This is a genomic window from Lentibacillus juripiscarius (assembly GCF_042685205.1).
Lineage (GTDB): Bacteria > Bacillota > Bacilli > Bacillales > Amphibacillaceae > Lentibacillus > Lentibacillus juripiscarius.
In genome coordinates, this window is sequence record NZ_JBHUNA010000017.1 from 69752 (window position 1) to 86879 (window position 17128).

Annotated in this window: 19 protein-coding genes; 1 reads left to right on the forward strand and 18 read right to left on the reverse strand. The window is 44.1% G+C overall.

Annotated features, from left to right (window positions below):
* Positions 1-20 precede the first annotated feature (20 nt).
* The 4 genes from bshA to ACFSUO_RS07730 are packed head-to-tail and all read right to left on the reverse strand — an operon-like array spanning position 21 to position 2751.
* Complete coding sequence (bshA, locus tag ACFSUO_RS07715; protein WP_382392739.1) at positions 21-1142, reverse strand: N-acetyl-alpha-D-glucosaminyl L-malate synthase BshA; 1122 nt, start codon at positions 1140-1142, stop codon at positions 21-23.
* A complete protein-coding gene (locus ACFSUO_RS07720; protein ID WP_382392741.1) occupies positions 1139-1561 on the reverse strand; it encodes a methylglyoxal synthase in 423 nt (140 codons plus the stop codon). Before ACFSUO_RS07720 ends, bshA begins: the two co-directional genes overlap by 4 nt.
* An 11-nt stretch (positions 1562-1572) precedes the next feature.
* Positions 1573-2370, reverse strand: a complete 798-nt coding sequence (gene dapB / locus ACFSUO_RS07725; protein ID WP_382392743.1) for a 4-hydroxy-tetrahydrodipicolinate reductase — start codon at positions 2368-2370, stop codon at positions 1573-1575.
* A gap of 39 nt (positions 2371-2409) precedes the next feature.
* Positions 2410-2751 carry a nucleotide pyrophosphohydrolase gene (locus ACFSUO_RS07730; RefSeq protein ID WP_382392745.1) on the reverse strand — a complete coding sequence of 114 codons (342 nt, stop codon included), beginning with the start codon at positions 2749-2751 and terminating at the stop codon, positions 2410-2412.
* Positions 2752-2928: 177 nt separating this feature from the next.
* Between ACFSUO_RS07730 and ACFSUO_RS07735 the strand changes: the two genes are divergently transcribed.
* A complete protein-coding gene (locus ACFSUO_RS07735) occupies positions 2929-3801 on the forward strand; it encodes a YitT family protein (RefSeq protein WP_382392747.1) in 873 nt (290 codons plus the stop codon).
* A 153-nt stretch (positions 3802-3954) separates the two neighbouring features.
* Here the strand turns inward: ACFSUO_RS07735 and ACFSUO_RS07740 are convergent, their stop codons facing one another.
* From ACFSUO_RS07740 to aroC, 14 genes are all read right to left on the reverse strand, one after another.
* On the reverse strand, positions 3955-4641 hold the full coding sequence (locus ACFSUO_RS07740; protein WP_382392749.1) for a zinc metallopeptidase: 687 nt from the start codon (positions 4639-4641) through the stop codon (positions 3955-3957).
* A 64-nt stretch (positions 4642-4705) separates the two neighbouring features.
* Positions 4706-4966, reverse strand: coding sequence for a sporulation protein YpjB (locus ACFSUO_RS07745; RefSeq protein ID WP_382392751.1), 261 nt, complete (start codon positions 4964-4966; stop codon positions 4706-4708).
* A gap of 64 nt (positions 4967-5030) precedes the next feature.
* Positions 5031-5609, reverse strand: coding sequence for a DUF1405 domain-containing protein (locus tag ACFSUO_RS07750; RefSeq protein WP_382392753.1), 579 nt, complete (start codon positions 5607-5609; stop codon positions 5031-5033).
* 777 nt (positions 5610-6386) lie between these two features.
* Positions 6387-7157, reverse strand: coding sequence for a menaquinol-cytochrome c reductase cytochrome b/c subunit (locus tag ACFSUO_RS07755; protein WP_382392755.1), 771 nt, complete (start codon positions 7155-7157; stop codon positions 6387-6389).
* A gap of 18 nt (positions 7158-7175) precedes the next feature.
* Entirely contained in the window at positions 7176-7850 is a 675-nt protein-coding gene (qcrB, locus tag ACFSUO_RS07760) for a menaquinol-cytochrome c reductase cytochrome b subunit (protein WP_382392757.1), read from the reverse strand.
* Positions 7851-7856: 6 nt separating this feature from the next.
* Positions 7857-8372, reverse strand: a complete 516-nt coding sequence (locus ACFSUO_RS07765; RefSeq protein WP_382392759.1) for a QcrA and Rieske domain-containing protein — start codon at positions 8370-8372, stop codon at positions 7857-7859.
* Positions 8373-8552: 180 nt separating this feature from the next.
* On the reverse strand, positions 8553-9026 hold the full coding sequence (locus ACFSUO_RS07770; protein ID WP_382392761.1) for a DUF2487 family protein: 474 nt from the start codon (positions 9024-9026) through the stop codon (positions 8553-8555).
* Positions 9027-9123: 97 nt separating this feature from the next.
* Positions 9124-9690 carry a ReoY family proteolytic degradation factor gene (locus ACFSUO_RS07775; protein ID WP_382392763.1) on the reverse strand — a complete coding sequence of 189 codons (567 nt, stop codon included), beginning with the start codon at positions 9688-9690 and terminating at the stop codon, positions 9124-9126.
* Between the two features lie 38 nt (positions 9691-9728).
* On the reverse strand, positions 9729-10994 hold the full coding sequence (locus tag ACFSUO_RS07780; protein ID WP_382392765.1) for a tetratricopeptide repeat protein: 1266 nt from the start codon (positions 10992-10994) through the stop codon (positions 9729-9731).
* Between the two features lie 105 nt (positions 10995-11099).
* Positions 11100-12392, reverse strand: a complete 1293-nt coding sequence (gene aroA / locus ACFSUO_RS07785) for a 3-phosphoshikimate 1-carboxyvinyltransferase (protein WP_382392767.1) — start codon at positions 12390-12392, stop codon at positions 11100-11102.
* Positions 12393-12413: 21 nt separating this feature from the next.
* Positions 12414-13514, reverse strand: coding sequence for a prephenate dehydrogenase (locus tag ACFSUO_RS07790; RefSeq protein ID WP_382392769.1), 1101 nt, complete (start codon positions 13512-13514; stop codon positions 12414-12416).
* Positions 13511-14617 carry a histidinol-phosphate transaminase gene (hisC, locus tag ACFSUO_RS07795; RefSeq protein WP_382392771.1) on the reverse strand — a complete coding sequence of 369 codons (1107 nt, stop codon included), beginning with the start codon at positions 14615-14617 and terminating at the stop codon, positions 13511-13513. Before hisC ends, ACFSUO_RS07790 begins: the two co-directional genes overlap by 4 nt.
* 16 nt (positions 14618-14633) lie before the next feature.
* Positions 14634-15713: a 3-dehydroquinate synthase gene (gene aroB / locus ACFSUO_RS07800; protein WP_382392773.1), complete on the reverse strand. Its 1080-nt coding sequence runs from the start codon at positions 15711-15713 to the stop codon at positions 14634-14636.
* Positions 15713-16879 (reverse strand): chorismate synthase, encoded by a 1167-nt coding sequence (gene aroC, locus ACFSUO_RS07805; protein WP_382392775.1) that lies wholly within the window; start codon positions 16877-16879, stop codon positions 15713-15715. Before aroC ends, aroB begins: the two co-directional genes overlap by 1 nt.
* Positions 16880-17128 lie beyond the last annotated feature (249 nt).

Here is a 17128-nt window from a genome sequence, read left to right on the forward strand (position 1 = left end):
TCACCAATTTTCTAACCTTCTTAATGTATTAGTTTATCATATAAATCAGTGTATTGCTGAACAATGGACTTTGAGCAGAATTTTTCTCGTGCATGCACGAGTGCGTTACGGGAGAAGCGCTCAAGTGCTTCCTCATTATGAAGCAAATCAGTAGCATAGGCTGCAGCACGGTCGGTATCACCGAGCTCAACGATGAATCCTGTCTCATTATGTTTGATTACTTCAGGGATACCGCCGACATTCGTACCGATGCAGGGCACCTCACAGGACATTGCTTCAAGGAGTACCAGGCCGAAACTTTCCTTTTCGGACATAAGCAATTTCAAATCAGAAATGGAGAACAGATCATTCACATTCTTCTGTTTACCTAAAAAGAGCACATCGTCCGTGAGACCTAATTTTCTCACGAGCTGGTATATGGACGAATACTCCGGACCGTCGCCTACTAAAAGCAATTTCGCATTCAGTTGATCATGTATCTTGTGAAACGTATAAATAACATCCTCGAGACGTTTCACTTTTCGGAAATTGGATATATGAATAATAACTTTATCATTCGGCTTTATTCCATATTGACGGCGAATTCCAGGGAGCGTTTTTTTCGTATAGTTCGCTTCATTGACGAAATTATAAATGACCTCAATTTCTTTTTCTATACCAAGCATTTCTTTCGTTTGCGTGACAAGACTGTTGGAAACAGCTGTGACGGCATCCGATTGTTCAATCCCGTGTTTAATCATTTTTCGCAATGCGTCGTCAATACCCAACACGGTTATGTCCGTTCCATGCAATGTGGTCACAATTTTGACCTCATGTTCAGCAATGTCCTTTGCCAAAATGGCGCAGATAGCATGTGGCATTGCATAGTGGACGTGAAGAATATCCAGTTTTTCCTGGTCAATGACCTCTGCCATCTTATTGGCCAGAGCAAGATCAAAAGGAGGATATTGGAATACAGGATAATGACTGACTTCCACTTCATGATAGTAAATGTTGGGATGAACATGATTCAGCCGAAATGGCAGACTGGATGTAATAAAGTGTATCTCATGACCAAGTTCTGCCATTTTCATTCCCAATTCCGTGGCAATCACACCTGATCCCCCAAGTGTCGGATAACACGTGATACCTATCTTTTTCATGGCTGATTACCTTCCTGCTGGATGGGTGTTTTAAATTCCTGCCAATCAAAATCGCCCCTTGCCAATGCTGCAATCATCATTTCAGCGGCTGTACGATTTGTAGCAAGCGGGATTAAATGAACGTCACATAGCCGCATTAATGCACTGACATCAGGCTCATGCGGTTGTGCTGTTAATGGATCCCTGAAAAAAATGACACCATCCATTTCATTGCTGGCAATTTTTGCTCCAATCTGCTGATCTCCGCCAAGCGGCCCCGACTGGAAACGATGGATTGTCAAACCGGTCTCTTCACTTATCCGTTTGCCTGTCGTCCCTGTCGCAAACAGCTGATGATTTTTTAATACATGGCTATATGCCACAGTAAAGTGGATGATATCCTCTTTTTTTTTGTCGTGTGCAATCAAAGCAATATTCATCAAAATCCCGCCTAATCCAGTATATTTTCCAGCCCATAAACAAGCCTGTCCAGATCGGTTACTTTCTGGACACAAAGTTTAACCCCTTCCATGAATGAGGCGCGGTTATAGGAATCGTGCCTGATTGTCAGTCCCTGCCCGGGACCACCGAAAAGCACTTCCTGATGTGCAACGAGACCCGGAAGCCGGACACTGTGGATATGAATTCCGTCCGTTTCAGCCCCTCTGGCACCTTCAAGAGTTTCTTTTTCCTCCGGGTGTCCCTGCTGCTTGCTTTCCCGTGTTTCCTGCATCATAGCGGCTGTCTTGACCGCTGTTCCTGAAGGTGCGTCCAATTTCTGGTCATGGTGTTTCTCGATGATTTCTGCATCAGGTAAATATTTTGCAGCTGTTTTGGCAAATTGCATCATTAAAACAGCACCAACAGCAAAATTTGGAGCAATAATGCAGCCTGTCCCATGTGTCATCGACAAATCCCTCAAAGCCTCGAGTTGGTCATCCGAAAAACCCGATGTGCCGACAACCGGATGTATCCCATATAATAAAGCCAGTTTTGTATGTTCGAAGCCTGCACCAGGGACAGTTAAGTCAATAAACACATCTGCGTCAATTTCCTGAAAACAAGCTTCCGGATCTTCGTATATTGGAATTTGCAAAGTCGGGAGTCCCTCTATGTCTTTCATTTGTTTTCCGCCATTTGTGCGGTCGATGCAAGCGACAAGCTCAAATGATGTATCGCCATCTACCATATGTACGGCTTCGTTGCCCATTTTTCCGCGTGGACCTGCTATAATTATTTTTTTAGTCATTGCTTAGCCTCCTGTCTGAACTGAGCGGGTTGGAAATTGTTAATCTTTTTTTGTCCATCGGTTGCTGTCTCTTGTTTCAATTTTCCGCATGGATCTGTCGAATGCTTCTGAGAGATCGATATCGAGTGAATTAGCGAAACATGTCAGAACAAAAAGAACATCACCAAGCTCCTCTTCCATTGTCTTTGGCTGTTCAGAAGCTTTTTTTGGTTTTTCCCCATAAAAATGATTAACCTCACGGGCAAATTCCCCGGTTTCTTCACTCAGTCTTGCCATTAAACTGAGCGGTGAAAAATAGCCCTCTTTAAATTGTCCTATATATCGATCGACTCTATCCTGGATTTCGCTTGTGTCGTATATCGGTTGTTCCGGTGCCGGCATATAGAACGCTCCTATCCTGATTTAATTTGATACAATCTCCTATTATGGTAGCTAAAAGGCATCCATTTGACAAATCATAAAGGCTAAAGTTGCATTGTTCTTTACGACTAAATTGTCTATAATAGTAAAAGTGCAGTCAGATTTTACGGTAAACGCACATGATTGGAGGGAACAATGATGGTTTTTGGATTAAAACTGAAAAATATTGCTTTCATTTTGTTTGGGGCTGCTATTTTTTCATTTGGCATTGTCCATTTTAATATGCAGAACAACCTCGGTGAAGGCGGTTTTACTGGTATTACACTTTTGTTTTATTTTATTTGGGGCTGGGACCCTGCTATTTCCAATATCGTCCTTAACGTGCCTGTCTTTTTCATCGGATGGAAGTTCCTTGGCCGCAATACATTTTTATACACCATCATTGGTACGCTGGCAGTATCCTTATTCCTGTATATTTTTCAAATCAACCCGTTCCAGATGGGTCTGCAGTCTGATATGACATTGGTCGCACTGTTCGCAGGGGTATTCATTGGAATTGGCCTCGGTATCATTTTCCGCTATGGTGGTACAACGGGCGGCGTTGACATCATCGCTAGAATCGTCCATAAATATGTGGGCTGGAGCATGGGCCGGACGATGTTCCTTTTCGACTTTTGTGTCATCGCAACGTCCATTTTCACTTTCCTTGACATGGTGCAGGGCATGTATACCCTAGTTGCAGTCTATATTGGCGCCAGAGTGATTGATTTTATCCAGGAAGGCGCATATGCAGCGCGCGGAGCTACGATTATTTCCGGTAAAAATGATCAAATAGCTCAAAATATTATTAAGGAAATGGACCGTGGCGTAACTGTACTGAATGGAAGAGGAAGCTTCACAGGCGAAGACCGGGACGTGCTGTATTGCATCGTCGGCAGAAATGAAATTGTCAGACTGAAAAATATTATTAACGATATCGACCCTCAAGCTTTTGTTGCAGTCAGTTCCGTACATGATGTGGCTGGAGAAGGGTTTACCCTGGATGAAAATAAAAATCCGTTAAATCATTAAACTTACAAAGAATCCCCTTCTTATAACTGTAATCGAATACCGGATGAAAAAAGTGTCATACTTCATTAATAATATGACACTTTTTACGTTTAGCAGCCGATTATAGATATGAAAAGGACGACATTTAATTGCCGTCCCTTCCAGTGGTTATTATTATTCATTGCTTAAGGTGTAGATCCAGATAAATCTGACCAGTTCTGCAACAGCTACAAGCGCGGCGGCCACATATGTCATGGCAGCGGCGTTCAGGACTTTTTTGGTTTCCCGTTCTTCATTATTCCGAATAATCCCGGTTGAAATCATCTGTGTCATGGCTCGGTTGGACGCATCGAATTCAACCGGCAATGTGACTAACTGGAACAGCACTGCTGCTGACATGAAGATAATCCCAAGCAGAAGCATTTCTGACATGTTAAAAATAATGCCGGCAAATAATAGGAAAAACGAAATATTTGATCCCTTTGCTGCTGCAGGAGCCAGTGAAGATCTGAAACGCAAAAATGCATAATCCTGTGCATCCTGAATCGCATGGCCGACTTCGTGTGCTGCAATGGCGGATGATGCCATGGACTGACCATGAAAATTATCGCGTGAAAGGTTCACTGTTTTTTTCCTTGGATCATAATGGTCAGACAAGAACCCTTTTGTTTCCCTAACTTGTACATCAAAGATGCCATTATCATTAAGAATTTTACGGGCAACTTCCGCACCAGTCATATGGGATGATGTTGCCTTTTTGGAATATTTTTTATACGTGCTTTTCACTTTGGATTGCGCCCATAACGGTATAATCATTAATAGTGCAATATATACTAAATAGCCACCTAGCCCACCTATCATTGTCATTCCTCCATCGATTACGGTATTCTTATAAGGTCAATTATAGTCAAAAAACAGTCTCCAGTCAACTGTTAGCATCGTCGTCCGACTGCTTCTTTTCCTCTCCTTTATATTTTTTCCAGCCGACATACGTTAATGTGATGGCAATAGACCCGCCAACGATTCCTACAATCCAGTAGAAAGGGATCATTTTGACATCGCCGGCTGTCTCTGTAGCTGCATACAGTTGCCGTGCAGAAACAATGGTTGGTGCATTCATCAGCAGGAAGGAGTATATGCCTATAGCAGCAATCAGCATACGCCTTAAAGTAAAAGTTCTATTCACGGGGGTCACCTCACATAACATCTTTCACTACTAATGTATGTGCAGGTTTCCCAACATATAACAGCTAAGCGTTCGCTTTTTTCCGTCTGATTGTGAGCCAGTAAGCGATGGATATCGACAGAATACTGAGCCAAAAAGTAAAGTAGCCAATTTCATTCATATACGCATCAATCGAATCATACACTGGCATCTGTCCGAATACATAGTCAATGACATCATTATGCAAGGTCCAGACTGCAGCAACAACAATATGCCGTAATTTAATCGTATAGAAAGGTGCATACAGCAGACCCTGAATGGCCATCGCTCCGTGTGAAAGCATAAGCATATACCCCGTCCAGCCAAGTGCACCGTCCGCCATCAATGTTAGCACATTCATTACAACTGCCCAGACACCATATTTGAATAAAGTAATCATCGCTAGTGCTTCAATATATGGTACATTCCGGTTAAACAGGAAAAATAGTAAAAATATAGTGAAGAACAGACTTGCTGTTGGACTATCCGGGACAAACAGCAAAAATATTTCCGGTGTCTGATACAACTGAAACCGGTACCAATAAAAGCCATAAACCGTACCGAATAAATTAACCCAAAACAAGATAAGTAAAAACCGTTTGTCGGTGAGGATGTAATTCAGCATGTCCAAGATCCCTTCTTTTATGATGGATGTTTTCTAGAAGACTGTTGCTTTTTGCGTCATTCTAGAGAATGAAACCCTGTTGAACAATTTTTATAAACTGCGACGTACTGTGAAAAAATGTGAGTGCTAAGACACCGCTCCGGCAATATACTTCGCTTTCCATGGGCACGGCCTCAGCCTCCTCGGAAGCAAAAACCGCTTCCTGCGGGGTCTTCGGACGCGTGCTGTTCCCATAGGAGTCTGCGTATATTGCCTCCGCTGGCACTGAAATTCTGCATATTGGAAGGATGAAGCCCGAGAAAAAAATTCAGCAGTCTTTTCTCTCACTAGGACAGAACACAACACCAAGCTGCAGAAAAATGCGAGACTCCTGCGGGAAAGGAACAGTCTGAAGACCCCGCAGTGAGGGACGAACGGGGAGGCTGAAGCGTTCCCCGCGGCAAAGAAGACACTGCGAATACGACCAAAGGAAGCTTGAGCAGATGTCGCACTTGTACCCGGAGTGGTGAAAGCGAGTATTTTTCCGCAGCGATTAACTAGCACTCAGTCCCGATAGAATTAGGGAGAGACATCTAAAAAGTCGTGTCGCAGTTTAGATCAACTACGCAGGAAAAACAACAAAGTCGAAAAGAGCCTTTATGAATAAACATAGGAAGAAAACAGCTGTTTTTTGACGATAACGAGAAGCTTAACAAACGTTTTATACTGTCGTAACGTATAAAAAACACCTTCACCAATCGGTCTTGGCAAAGGTGTTTTTTATAAAACACGTTCATTTTACTTTTCATTAACGGATACGATGAAATCTGCCAGTTTCTGCAGTTCTTCGTCAGATCCTTTAAACTGTCCCGGTGGCATGGAACCTATTCCTTCTTGTGCAATGGTTTTGATTTCATCTGTGGATTTGTCTATGCCAATTAGTGCCGGCCCTGCACCACCCTGCATGTCTTCGCCGTGACAGCTCATACAGTTACTTTCATAAAGGGCATATCCTTCCGATTCTTTATCAATCTGCACTTCCTCTGACGGCGGAATAGGTTTGTTTGCTTCTGCCCGCTGCTCCCAGTCCACATGCGATGCTGATTTATAGGTCAGCCATATCGTGGAAGTGAGCGCCAGAAGCATCATGCCGACTGCAATCGGACGCCGATGCGGTCGTCTGCCCGGTCCATTGTCAAGGAAAGGCGCCAGAAATAGTCCCCCGAATGCCAGTCCGGGTATTATCAAAATACCGAATAAAATATAAGGTCCACTGGCAAAATCATATTTCAGCAGTTCATAGAGGAACAGAAAATACCAGTCCGGCAATGGTATATAACCGGCAGCAGTAGGGTCAGCCATTTTTTCCAGTGGAGCCGGGTGAGCCAGTGTAAGGCACAAAAAGCCGACCAAAAATACAGAGCCCGCCAGCCATTCTTTTAATAAGAAGTTGGGCCAAAATGCTTCTGTTCTTCCGGGATACTCTGAATAATCTTTTGGTATAGTTGATTTGCGTTCCGAGGATATACGCGAATCCCCGACGAACTTCATTCCTTTACCCTTATGCACAGCTTAACCTCCTTTGTATTATAGTGGTCCGGAAATTCCCTGTCTTCTGATCAATATAAAGTGTACGCCCAATAAGGCGAACAATCCTGCAGGCAGGAAGAAAACGTGAATCGCAAAGAATCGGGCCAGTGTCTGTGCACCGACAATTTCTTCATCCCCGGCAAGCAAGGTTTTAATTTCGTCGCCGATAATAGGGACGTCTTGTGCGATATTCAATCCGACCTCAGTTGCAAAATACGCTTTATTGTCCCAAGGCAGCAGATATCCTGTGAAACCAAGTCCCAGAATGGTGAAGAACAAGAGTACCCCAACCATCCAGTTCAGTTCACGCGGCTTTTTATACGCGCCCTGGAAAAATACGCGCAATGTATGTAGTAAAAGCATTACAATGACCACACTTGCGCCCCAGTGGTGCATGCCTCGCACAATCTGGCCGTGAGCAACCTCTGTCTGCAAATAATAAACAGAACGCCATGCATTTTCGATATCAGGCACATAATACATGGTCAAAAACATACCTGATAGGATCTGGATGACAACTACGAAAAATGTCAATCCCCCAAAGCAATAAACAAAAGCAGAAAAATGATGGGCCGGATTAACATGCTCAGGTACTTCATGGTCCGCGATATCACGCCATATAGGCGTAATATCTACGCGATCGTCTATCCAGTCATAAATCTTTTGCAGCATCTCTTATTACGCCTCCTCTCTTGGCTGTGCTGTTCCAAGGAATAACATACCGTTTTCAACTTTGTGCTCGTAAATATCCAGTCCGGCTGTTGGTGGTGTTCCTGGAACGTTCATGCCATCCTTATAATAGCGTCCGTCATGACATGGGCAGTAAAACTGATTTGGATGATCATCGCTGCCTTCCCATGAAACAACACAGCCCAAGTGTTTACAAATCGGGGAAAGTGCAACTATATCGCCATTTTCGTCTTTATAAACCCATGCGGATTTACCCACTTTGGATTCGTACCAAGCATCTACTTGGTTGATTTCCCAGTCCACACGCTGCGGTTCATCTGTAATGTCTTCAACAGCAAGTTTAACGTTAGTGAAGTCACCGGAAGCCGAACTTTCTTGAAGCACTGGGTCAATCGCCATACGCAGTGGTGAAACCATCAGACCAGCTGCCATAAAGCCGCCCACTCCTGTTAGCGTATAATTCAGGAATTGCCGACGGGATACTGGTTGTTTGTCTTCGCTCATGATTTTACCCCCCTCTATACATTTTTCACGGACAAGCTTATTTAAATCAGATTACTAGGACAATACCATGATAGCGCAAACTGTGTGACGGGTCAATATAAATCCCCTGTGCTTCTATTAATTCTAGAAGAACAGAAGAAGTAAGCATTACCGGCCGTTCACATTAGCTGAATCCACTGGTTACGATTTCGAGTCATCTTTCCAATAGCTCCTGATCAGTTCGCTGACCTCTTGTACATGCTCACGGATAACCGTCTGCATCGTCCCCTGGTCGGATTCGCCACCGGTTACAGGAAGCCATATCATTGTCCCAGGCAGTGCCTGTTCATTCTTTTTCCAACCGGAATCAGACGTAATAAAAAAAACATGGCGGAAAGGCTGGGCCTGTACATCATCTATCCATTTCCCGATGCGATCTAATTCCGATTCTTTATCAGCTGTTTTTACATAATGGTAGTTGGGTGCCAGCATCACCCTGCCGGTAAGTTCCTTCTCCAGTTCACGCAAAAATACAGATAGTGCTTCTGATTGGAAAGCGTCCTTCTCAAGGCTTGCATCATTTGATAATTGAAAAGGAAGCAGTGGTACGATTGCTGTGTCGACGAATTCTTTTGCCTGGATAAATTGCTGCAGATCTTTTTTTATCCATTTCATAGTATACTCCCTGCCCTTCTGTCTATTCTGCAATTAACAAGAAATTGTCACGTCTATTTATTATGCTTAGGAAACAAAAAAAAATCAACCTATCCAATCAGGAATTAGGCTGATTTGATTTCATGCGGTCAATGCCGTCAAGCTGTTCAGCAAGTTCGAAAAACGTTTGTTGGTCTCTTTCATCAAGCGCACGGTCAATTTTTCTCTTTAATGCCGTACGCTGATATTCATGCACCGTCAGATCCAGTATCTGTTTTGCGGTATCTCTATCATGCTTGGTAATGAAATAATCGTCTGGAATAAATGGGTTTTCGACCAGTACTGCCGCATAATAACTGTTTTGATGTGACCGATTGAAGTTCAATTGGATATATAATGGCTCATGCTGGTTCATGCGTATATCATGGAATGACTTTTCGGCATCAGTTGTGACAAGCTGTTTTTTATAAAAACGAAATGGAACCTCTTCTGAGCAGTGGCTGGTCATGATTAGCCCTCTTGGGCAGTATTTTGCCTCACGGACAAAGTGTATGTTTTCCAGCAGATTCTTATGGTTGACGATATAGTTCAGAATCCACACACTCTCCCGTTTTTTTAACTGATAATGGTTTAAGAACCATTGAATAAAACTTTTTTTGTCTTGCACGGAAACAGGAGTCTGCATTTACCAGGATACCCTCCCTAACTATCCATTTGGATTGATCAAGCGTCTCGAGTACTTTTTAGACGGGATACATATTCTTCTATGTCCGCATCAAGTGGCTGTATGCGCAAATACGCGTCAAACAATTGAATGGCGTCGTCAATCCTCCCTTCTTCAGTAAGGAAATAGCCGAATTCTTTCAGGAAGTCACTGTCTTGGTTTAAGCTATTATATGCTTCTCTATAGTGTTTTAATGCATTGTCATATGATTCTGTTTCATTATAGGCACGTGCAAGCTCCCATTCGTACAGTGAATCTTTTGCCCCGGTTTGGATGATCTCCGTCAATAATTCGATAATGCCTTCTTCTTTGTCCTGCTGTTTAAGAAGTTCGATCAAAAACAGTACAGCTTCTTTGTAATCAGAATCAAGTGTGATGGCTTCACGCATCCATTTTTCACTTTCTTCATCATTGTTCAGCTGATGGGCCATAGAACCGGCGAAAAAGTACAACTCTTTATTGAACTCATCCACTTGAATACCCTGTAAAGCTGTATCGTATGCTTCCTGGATCATTTCTTCTGATTCGTAGGCTTTTGCCAATTGATAATAAGCAGTATGGTAATACATGTCCTGTTCAATCACATGTTTCCAAGCTTTAATGGCGATGTCGCGGCGCCCGGCATGTAACGCGGTAAAGCCATATTTAAATAAAGTATCCGGATCTTCGCTGTCAATATCCTGGTAAATGTCCAGCGCCATTTCATATTCCCCGGATGCTGCATACGCTTCGGCAAGCCGGTCATTGACAGATACGTGATCAATTTCTTTTGTGATAGGAAGCACTTTTTCGTAGTACGTAATGGCTTGCCTGTAATCGCCGTTTGAAAACAGTAGTTCCCCAAGTGCAAAATCAATGATTGGTTCAGTCGGCTCATGGTGTTTCGCGGTGAGCAGCTTTTGCTCAGCAACCTCAAATAAACCCTGTGCCTGATACAAGTCCGCCAGCTGCAGCAGGGTCTGTACATAAGCCGGATCATCTTCTTCAATTTCGTTTAGCAGATTGATGGCCTCTTCATCATTATCCTGCTCAATATATACGTCAGCGAGCATGATTTTTATTTCATTCTCGTTAGGGAAACGGTGCATTAATTCGTCTAAAATATCCGCTGCTTCGTTCAAAAATCCCCATTGGACATATAATTCAGCAATTGTGAATTTCTCTTCATCATCAGCTTTGGGGAGAAAGTCTTCAAGAAGGGATATTGCTTTTTCCATTTGTTTGCTTTCCATTAAATTGACTGCTTCCATTATGGTGGTGTCCATCAGGAACATCCTTTCTGCTGTCGTACTCATTCATCCTTTTCATCATACAGAATACATTTTTTTTATTCAATCAGAAAAGAATCTGCCTGGGCGGGCAGATCCTTTTTACTCTCTCGTTATTTTGTGCAGATGCTGAAAAAAGTCGGGATAGGAGATGGCAATGGATGATACATCATCAATGATGACTTTTTGTTTGGCAATCAAAGAAGCTACTGCAAGCATCATAGCGATACGGTGGTCATGACGTGCTTCTGCCTGCCCTCCTGTCAAAATAGACTTGCCTTTGATAATCATTCCGTCATCTGTAGGTTCAATGTTTGCGCCAATCCTGTTCAGTCCGTCTGCCGTTGCTAGAATTCGGTCAGTTTCCTTCAGCCGAAGCTCTTCCGCATCATGGATCAACGTTTCCCCTTCAGCCTGCGTTGCCATGAGAGCAATTACCGGAATCTCATCGATCAGTCGTGGGATGATTTCTCCCTCTATGACAATACCTTTTAACGGGCGATGAGTAATCGTGATATCACCGAACGTTTCACCGCCAGCTGTTTGTTTATTGGCAATGCTGACCCGTGCACCCATCTCGGACAAGACATCCACTATTCCTGTCCGGCTATCGTTGAGACCAACGCGGCGAAGGGTCAATTCGCTTCCAGGCACAATTGCAGCCGCAGCCATGAAAAAAGCGGCGGAAGAAATATCACCGGGAACGGTCACATCTGTTGCCGTTAAAGATTTACTGTTCGTTATCCGTATATGGCGGTCACTGCCCGTTATATCTGCACCGAATGCCTGGAGCATAGTTTCCGTATGGTTCCGTGATGGTGTATCCTCGATGACTTCGGTTGTCCCTTCTGCAAACAATCCACCCAATAAAACGGCGGATTTCACTTGTGCACTTTTTACTGGAAGTTTGTAATGAATGCCGTTAAGGTTTCCGCCTCTCACTGCAAGCGGCAAGTAGCTCCCGTTGTTCCGCCCGTCAAAATTTCCGCCCATTACCGACAGCGGATCTACAACGCGATCCATTGGGCGCCGTGTTAAATGGGGATCCCCGTATGCTGAAGTGAAAAACGGCAATCCGGCCAGAACCCCCAGCATCAGTCTGGCAGTTGTCCCTGAGTTGCCAAAATAAATCGGCTCTTCCGGTTCATGTAAAGCTTTTGGACCATGGCCATGAATTTTCAGCGATGCTTCATTTTCCTCGATTTCTGCACCCAGCTGCCGAAAAGCCTCGACTGTGCGCCTGGTATCCTCGCTAATCAGAAATTGTGTAATGGTTGTGGTGCCAGCTGCAAGTGAGCCGAGTATAATGGCCCGATGTGAAATGGATTTGTCTCCAGGCACCTGCAATTCACCTGTAACCGGTGATGAAACGGGTGCCAGTGCCATCTCTTTCATTATGTTCCCTCCCTTTTCCTGCTACTCTTCAAGCATTACATCATATCCTTTATCCCGCAAGAGCTGATAGCTTTTTTGCTGCTCGTCTTTCGTTGATACACTAAGACGTAAAGCACCTGTGATCCCTTCACGAATTTCAAGGATTTGTATATTGGTAATGCTGACGTTTTCCTCTGCAATCAAATTGGCAACGGAGGCGATGGCACCTGTCTGGTCCCGTATATCCACATAAAGATCATAGAATGCGGGAATAGCACCCTTTTTCTTTGCACCAAGCCCATCACGGTACTCTTTTGCATGCTTAAGATAGGATGTGAGCTGTTCTTTATCCTGTTCAAGCAGCATTTGTTTTAAATCTGTCATTTCTGTTGTCCAGTCATCAATCAGCTGCACCATTTTCTGCTTATTGTGACAGAAAATATCCTGCCAGAGTTCCGGACTGCTGGAGGCAATCCGGGTCACATCACGGAATCCGCCGGCTGCCAGTTTAGGAATATATGCATGCGTCTCCTGCCATTTTTTCGCCTGCTGAACGAGCGCCGATGCGACCAGATGTGGGAAATGGGAAATAACACCAGTCATCTCGTCGTGTTCATTTGGCTCGAGCTCAATGATGTTGCTCTTGGTGTCTTCCAGCACATCCTGCAATTGCTGGACCGTTTGGGGCTGACAAGTTTCGGCTGGTGTCAATACGTAGATCGCATTTTCAAAAAGATGTCCTTTTGCTGCTTTGACTCCTTTCTTATGGGAACCCGCCATAGGATGCCCGCCCACAAATTGTATCCGGCTGTTCTGCATACAGTTTGCCGCTTCCATAACCGGTTTTTTAACTGAAGATACATCACTGATAATGACATCTCGATCAAACGTAATTGTATCCAGTGTGTGCATGATTTCGATTGTTTCCGTTATCGGTGTGCCCAGAATAATCAAATCAGCCTCTTTAGCTGCTGCAGCTATATCGGAACTAGCTGAATGAATAATGCCATTTATCCGGGCAAACTCAATTGTTTTCTGGTTTATATCATATCCTATAACGTGGTTGGCTTCTGATTTGGCAAGACACTTGGCCAGTGATCCGCCAATTAATCCTAATCCAATGATAAAAATGGTCCGCCTCACAATGATTGCCCCTTCTCCAGTTTAAGATGCATTTGGTGCAGAATTTCCTTCAGCTGCTCCATATCAGCTTCGTTTCCAATTGTCACCCGAATGGTATTGGGGACACCTATTCCCTCACCGGCTCGGACGATGAAACCATTCTCCAACAAATGCCGAAATGTTCGCTCACCGCTTACTGGTGTCGAAATGAGCAGAAAATTAGTATGTGATTCAAAATAGTGCCAATCGATGGAATCCAAAAATTGCTCAAACGATTGTTTGACGGCATGATTCCTGCTGACAGATTGTTCGACAAAACGATCATCCCCGATAGCCACTGATGCTGCCTTCTGTGCAAGCGACGATGTGTTGAACGGTCCTCTGACAACATCAAGTCTCCTAATGAGAGGTTCGTTCGCAATGCCATATCCAACCCTTAAACCTGCCAGTCCATATACTTTGGAAAATGTACGTAGAACAATCAGGTTGTCATAGTTATCGAGATAATCCAGGACATTCGGCTGAACATCACCGCTCACATATTCAAAATAAGCTTCATCCAGTACAACCAGCACGTCTGACGGACACTTATCCATAAATGCGTAAAAGTCATCTCTCGGTATGACGCACCCTGTCGGATTATTCGGTGAGCACAGCCATACGATGTTTGTTTTATCATCAATAGCCTCCAGGATCCCGTCTAAATCATGAGCACCATTGATTAATGGAATTTCTTCCACTTCGGCACCCTCAATTTGTGCACCGTGTTTATACTGCGGGAATGTTGGGGTAGCCATAACGGTGTTTACACCAGGGTATAAAAAGGCACGGCTAATCATTTGGATAATCTCATCTGTACCATTCCCGAACAGTAGCTGACTTTCCGATACATTCCATTTTTTGGCAACTGTTTTCCGCAGCTCGGACGTATACCCATCCGGATAAAAGTGATAGCCAATTGCTGCCTGAGCGAGGTATGTATCGACATGTTCTGAATGTCCATAAGGATTTTCATTTGACGCAAGTTTTACAATTCGGCTCAGGCCATATTCTTTTTTTACCTCGTCTATTTGTTTGCCAGGTTTGTACGGTGTCATTTCTTCAAGTACTTGTTTATTTCTCATTCTCTGCTCCCCCCATCTAGTGATAATCTTGTGCTAATTCTTCCAGAAATGATTCAAGGAAATCCAGTAATTCTGCGTCACTCACCTCGGCCATTTCAGGCTGTCCGGCATCCTTTAGTAAAACCATCTGGACGGCAGCGTTAAATGCCTTTTTATCCAGCTTCATTTTTGCAAGGATGTCATGTGGATCGAGCACAGGCAATTTCAGTGGATACCCGTTATCCTTAAGCCATGTATACAGCTTTTCAAACGGCAGTACTGTAGCATATTCTTTTTCGCTCACGCGCATTGCAAATAATAACCCAATACCAACAAGTTCCCCGTGCGTCCACTTTCCATAACCGAGCATAGCTTCCAATGCATGCCCCAGTGTATGGCCAAGATTGAGAAATTTACGAACGCTTGATTCCCGTTCATCCTGTTCAACGATGGTCGATTTAATACGAATCCCCTTCGTCAAATGTTCGGCAAGCTGGCGATTGGTAAGTGACGACAGACGCTGGCTCATCAGTTCCTGAAAAAAGTTTGCATCAGCAAGGAGTGCCTCTTTAACCAGTTCCGCGTAGCCTGATCGCACTTCCTGCTTGCTTAACGTGTGCAATGTTTGTATATCATAAATAACTGCATCGGGCGGATAGAAACTCCCGATCAAATTTTTTCCCTGCTCATGGTTAATGGCAACTTTTCCGCCCACACTGCTGTCATGGGCAAGGATTGTCGTTGGCATCTGAATAAAACCGACTCCCCGCATGAATGTTGCGGCAGCAAACCCAGCAGCATCGCCAACAACGCCCCCGCCAAGTGCAATAATCAGTGATTGCCTGTCCAATCCGCATGTAATTGCCTTCGTATGAATCTCATAAAAAATATCAATGCTTTTTGCTTTTTCTCCTGCTGGTATGATGTGCGTATAAACACGGTGGTCGGATAACCCTTGTTTGACATCCTCCAGATAGCAATTGCTGACATGTTCGTCTGTGATAATCAGAATTGCTGTGTATTCACTAGGCAAAAAACGGCTGACATGATGGCGGAGGTTCTCCTCCACATAAACAGGATATGTCTTAGCGGACGCCTGCACTTTCAGAACGTCCATTAGAAACACCTGATCTCTTCACGGTAATCATCGAGGGCTTTTTGCAATTTCGGGAACTGATCATGCGGAAATTGTTCCGTTATTGCTTTTGCAAGTTCAAAGGCCACCACGTGTTCCATCACAACAGACGCTGCGGGAACGGCACAGGAATCGGATCGTTCAATGCTGGCGCTGAATGGTTCTTTTGTTTCGACATCAATACTTTGAAGTGGTTTATAGAGCGTTGGAATTGGCTTCATTACTCCTTTAACTACCAGCGGCATACCTGTTGTCATTCCACCTTCAAACCCACCGAGACGGTTTGTTTTCCTGTAATAGCCATCTTCCTCACTCCAGGCAATTTCATCATGAACCTGGCTGCCATTTTTTCGGGCCGCTTCGAATCCCAGTCCAAACTCCACACCTTTAAATGCATTAATACTCATAACACTACCTGCAATTCTTCCGTCCAATTTACGGTCATAATGCACATAGGAGCCAAGGCCGGCAGGCAATCCTTCCACATATACCTCCGTAACGCCGCCGATGGAATCCCCATCCTTTTTGGCCTGATCAATAGCATCCATCATTTGCTGTTCCACATCTTCATCAAGTGTCCGGACAGGTGATTCCTCGGAAATTCGCTGTCTGTCCGCAATGGAGAGAGAGCTGTTTTCGGCTGCAGTAATTCCGGCAATTTCCTTCACATAGCCAGCGACGGTGATTCCCAACTGTTTGAGCAATGTTTTAGCAACTGCACCGGCTGCCACACGCGCCGCCGTCTCTCTGGCCGATGATCGTTCAAGGACGTTCCGCATATCGCGGTGACCGTATTTGAGCGCTCCATTCAGATCGGCATGGCCCGGTCTTGGCCGTGACACAGTCCGCCGCAACTTTTTATTGTCATCGATGGGATCTTCTCCCATAATATCGACCCAATGTTTAAAATCATCATTATGTATGACGAGTGATATCGGTGATCCGAGCGTATAACCATGCCGCACACCGCTTGTAATATCTGCCATATCTTTTTCTATTTGCATCCTTTTGCCGCGTCCGTGGCCTTTTTGCCTCCGGATTAATGACTGGTTAATATCCTCCTGGAGCAGCGGCATGTTCGCGGGAACTCCTTCAATGATCGTAGTCAGCTGTTTGCCGTGGGACTCACCGGCTGTCATGTAACGCATGTGACTTCCTCCTTCACAGAATTTTGTATTACTATATCATATCCGAGCTTATTTTTGGGAGCTTTCGTTAGAAAAACTTGGCTTTCACCAAATCTTTATAGTGAAAGCTTAGTTTTACTTATAAGGTCATCCATAATTTATACTTTCTGACGTTGTTAAAAATTTGTGTATCTTTTGATTTAAATAGAGTAGGGTAACCTTTCTCAAGGCTACCCCCTCATCAAACCGCACGTGCCCTATTAAGGCATA

Coding starts and splice junctions, on each gene's coding strand:
- dapB (WP_382392743.1), bottom strand. CDS start 2,370: ATGACTAAAAAAATAATTATAGCAGGTCCACGCGGAAAAATGGGCAAC.
- ACFSUO_RS07780 (WP_382392765.1), bottom strand. CDS start 10,994: ATGGACACCACCATAATGGAAGCAGTCAATTTAATGGAAAGCAAACAA.
- ACFSUO_RS07770 (WP_382392761.1), bottom strand. CDS start 9,026: ATGAAATGGATAAAAAAAGATCTGCAGCAATTTATCCAGGCAAAAGAA.
- hisC (WP_382392771.1), bottom strand. CDS start 14,617: ATGAGAAATAAACAAGTACTTGAAGAAATGACACCGTACAAACCTGGC.
- ACFSUO_RS07735 (WP_382392747.1), top strand. CDS start 2,929: ATGGTTTTTGGATTAAAACTGAAAAATATTGCTTTCATTTTGTTTGGG.
- qcrB (WP_382392757.1), bottom strand. CDS start 7,850: ATGCTGCAAAAGATTTATGACTGGATAGACGATCGCGTAGATATTACG.
- ACFSUO_RS07765 (WP_382392759.1), bottom strand. CDS start 8,372: ATGAGCGAAGACAAACAACCAGTATCCCGTCGGCAATTCCTGAATTAT.
- aroC (WP_382392775.1), bottom strand. CDS start 16,879: ATGCGTTACATGACAGCCGGTGAGTCCCACGGCAAACAGCTGACTACG.
- ACFSUO_RS07720 (WP_382392741.1), bottom strand. CDS start 1,561: ATGAATATTGCTTTGATTGCACACGACAAAAAAAAAGAGGATATCATC.
- bshA (WP_382392739.1), bottom strand. CDS start 1,142: ATGAAAAAGATAGGTATCACGTGTTATCCGACACTTGGGGGATCAGGT.
- aroB (WP_382392773.1), bottom strand. CDS start 15,713: ATGGACGTTCTGAAAGTGCAGGCGTCCGCTAAGACATATCCTGTTTAT.
- ACFSUO_RS07775 (WP_382392763.1), bottom strand. CDS start 9,690: ATGCAGACTCCTGTTTCCGTGCAAGACAAAAAAAGTTTTATTCAATGG.
- ACFSUO_RS07730 (WP_382392745.1), bottom strand. CDS start 2,751: ATGCCGGCACCGGAACAACCGATATACGACACAAGCGAAATCCAGGAT.
- ACFSUO_RS07750 (WP_382392753.1), bottom strand. CDS start 5,609: ATGCTGAATTACATCCTCACCGACAAACGGTTTTTACTTATCTTGTTT.
- ACFSUO_RS07740 (WP_382392749.1), bottom strand. CDS start 4,641: ATGATAGGTGGGCTAGGTGGCTATTTAGTATATATTGCACTATTAATG.
- aroA (WP_382392767.1), bottom strand. CDS start 12,392: ATGAAAGAGATGGCACTGGCACCCGTTTCATCACCGGTTACAGGTGAA.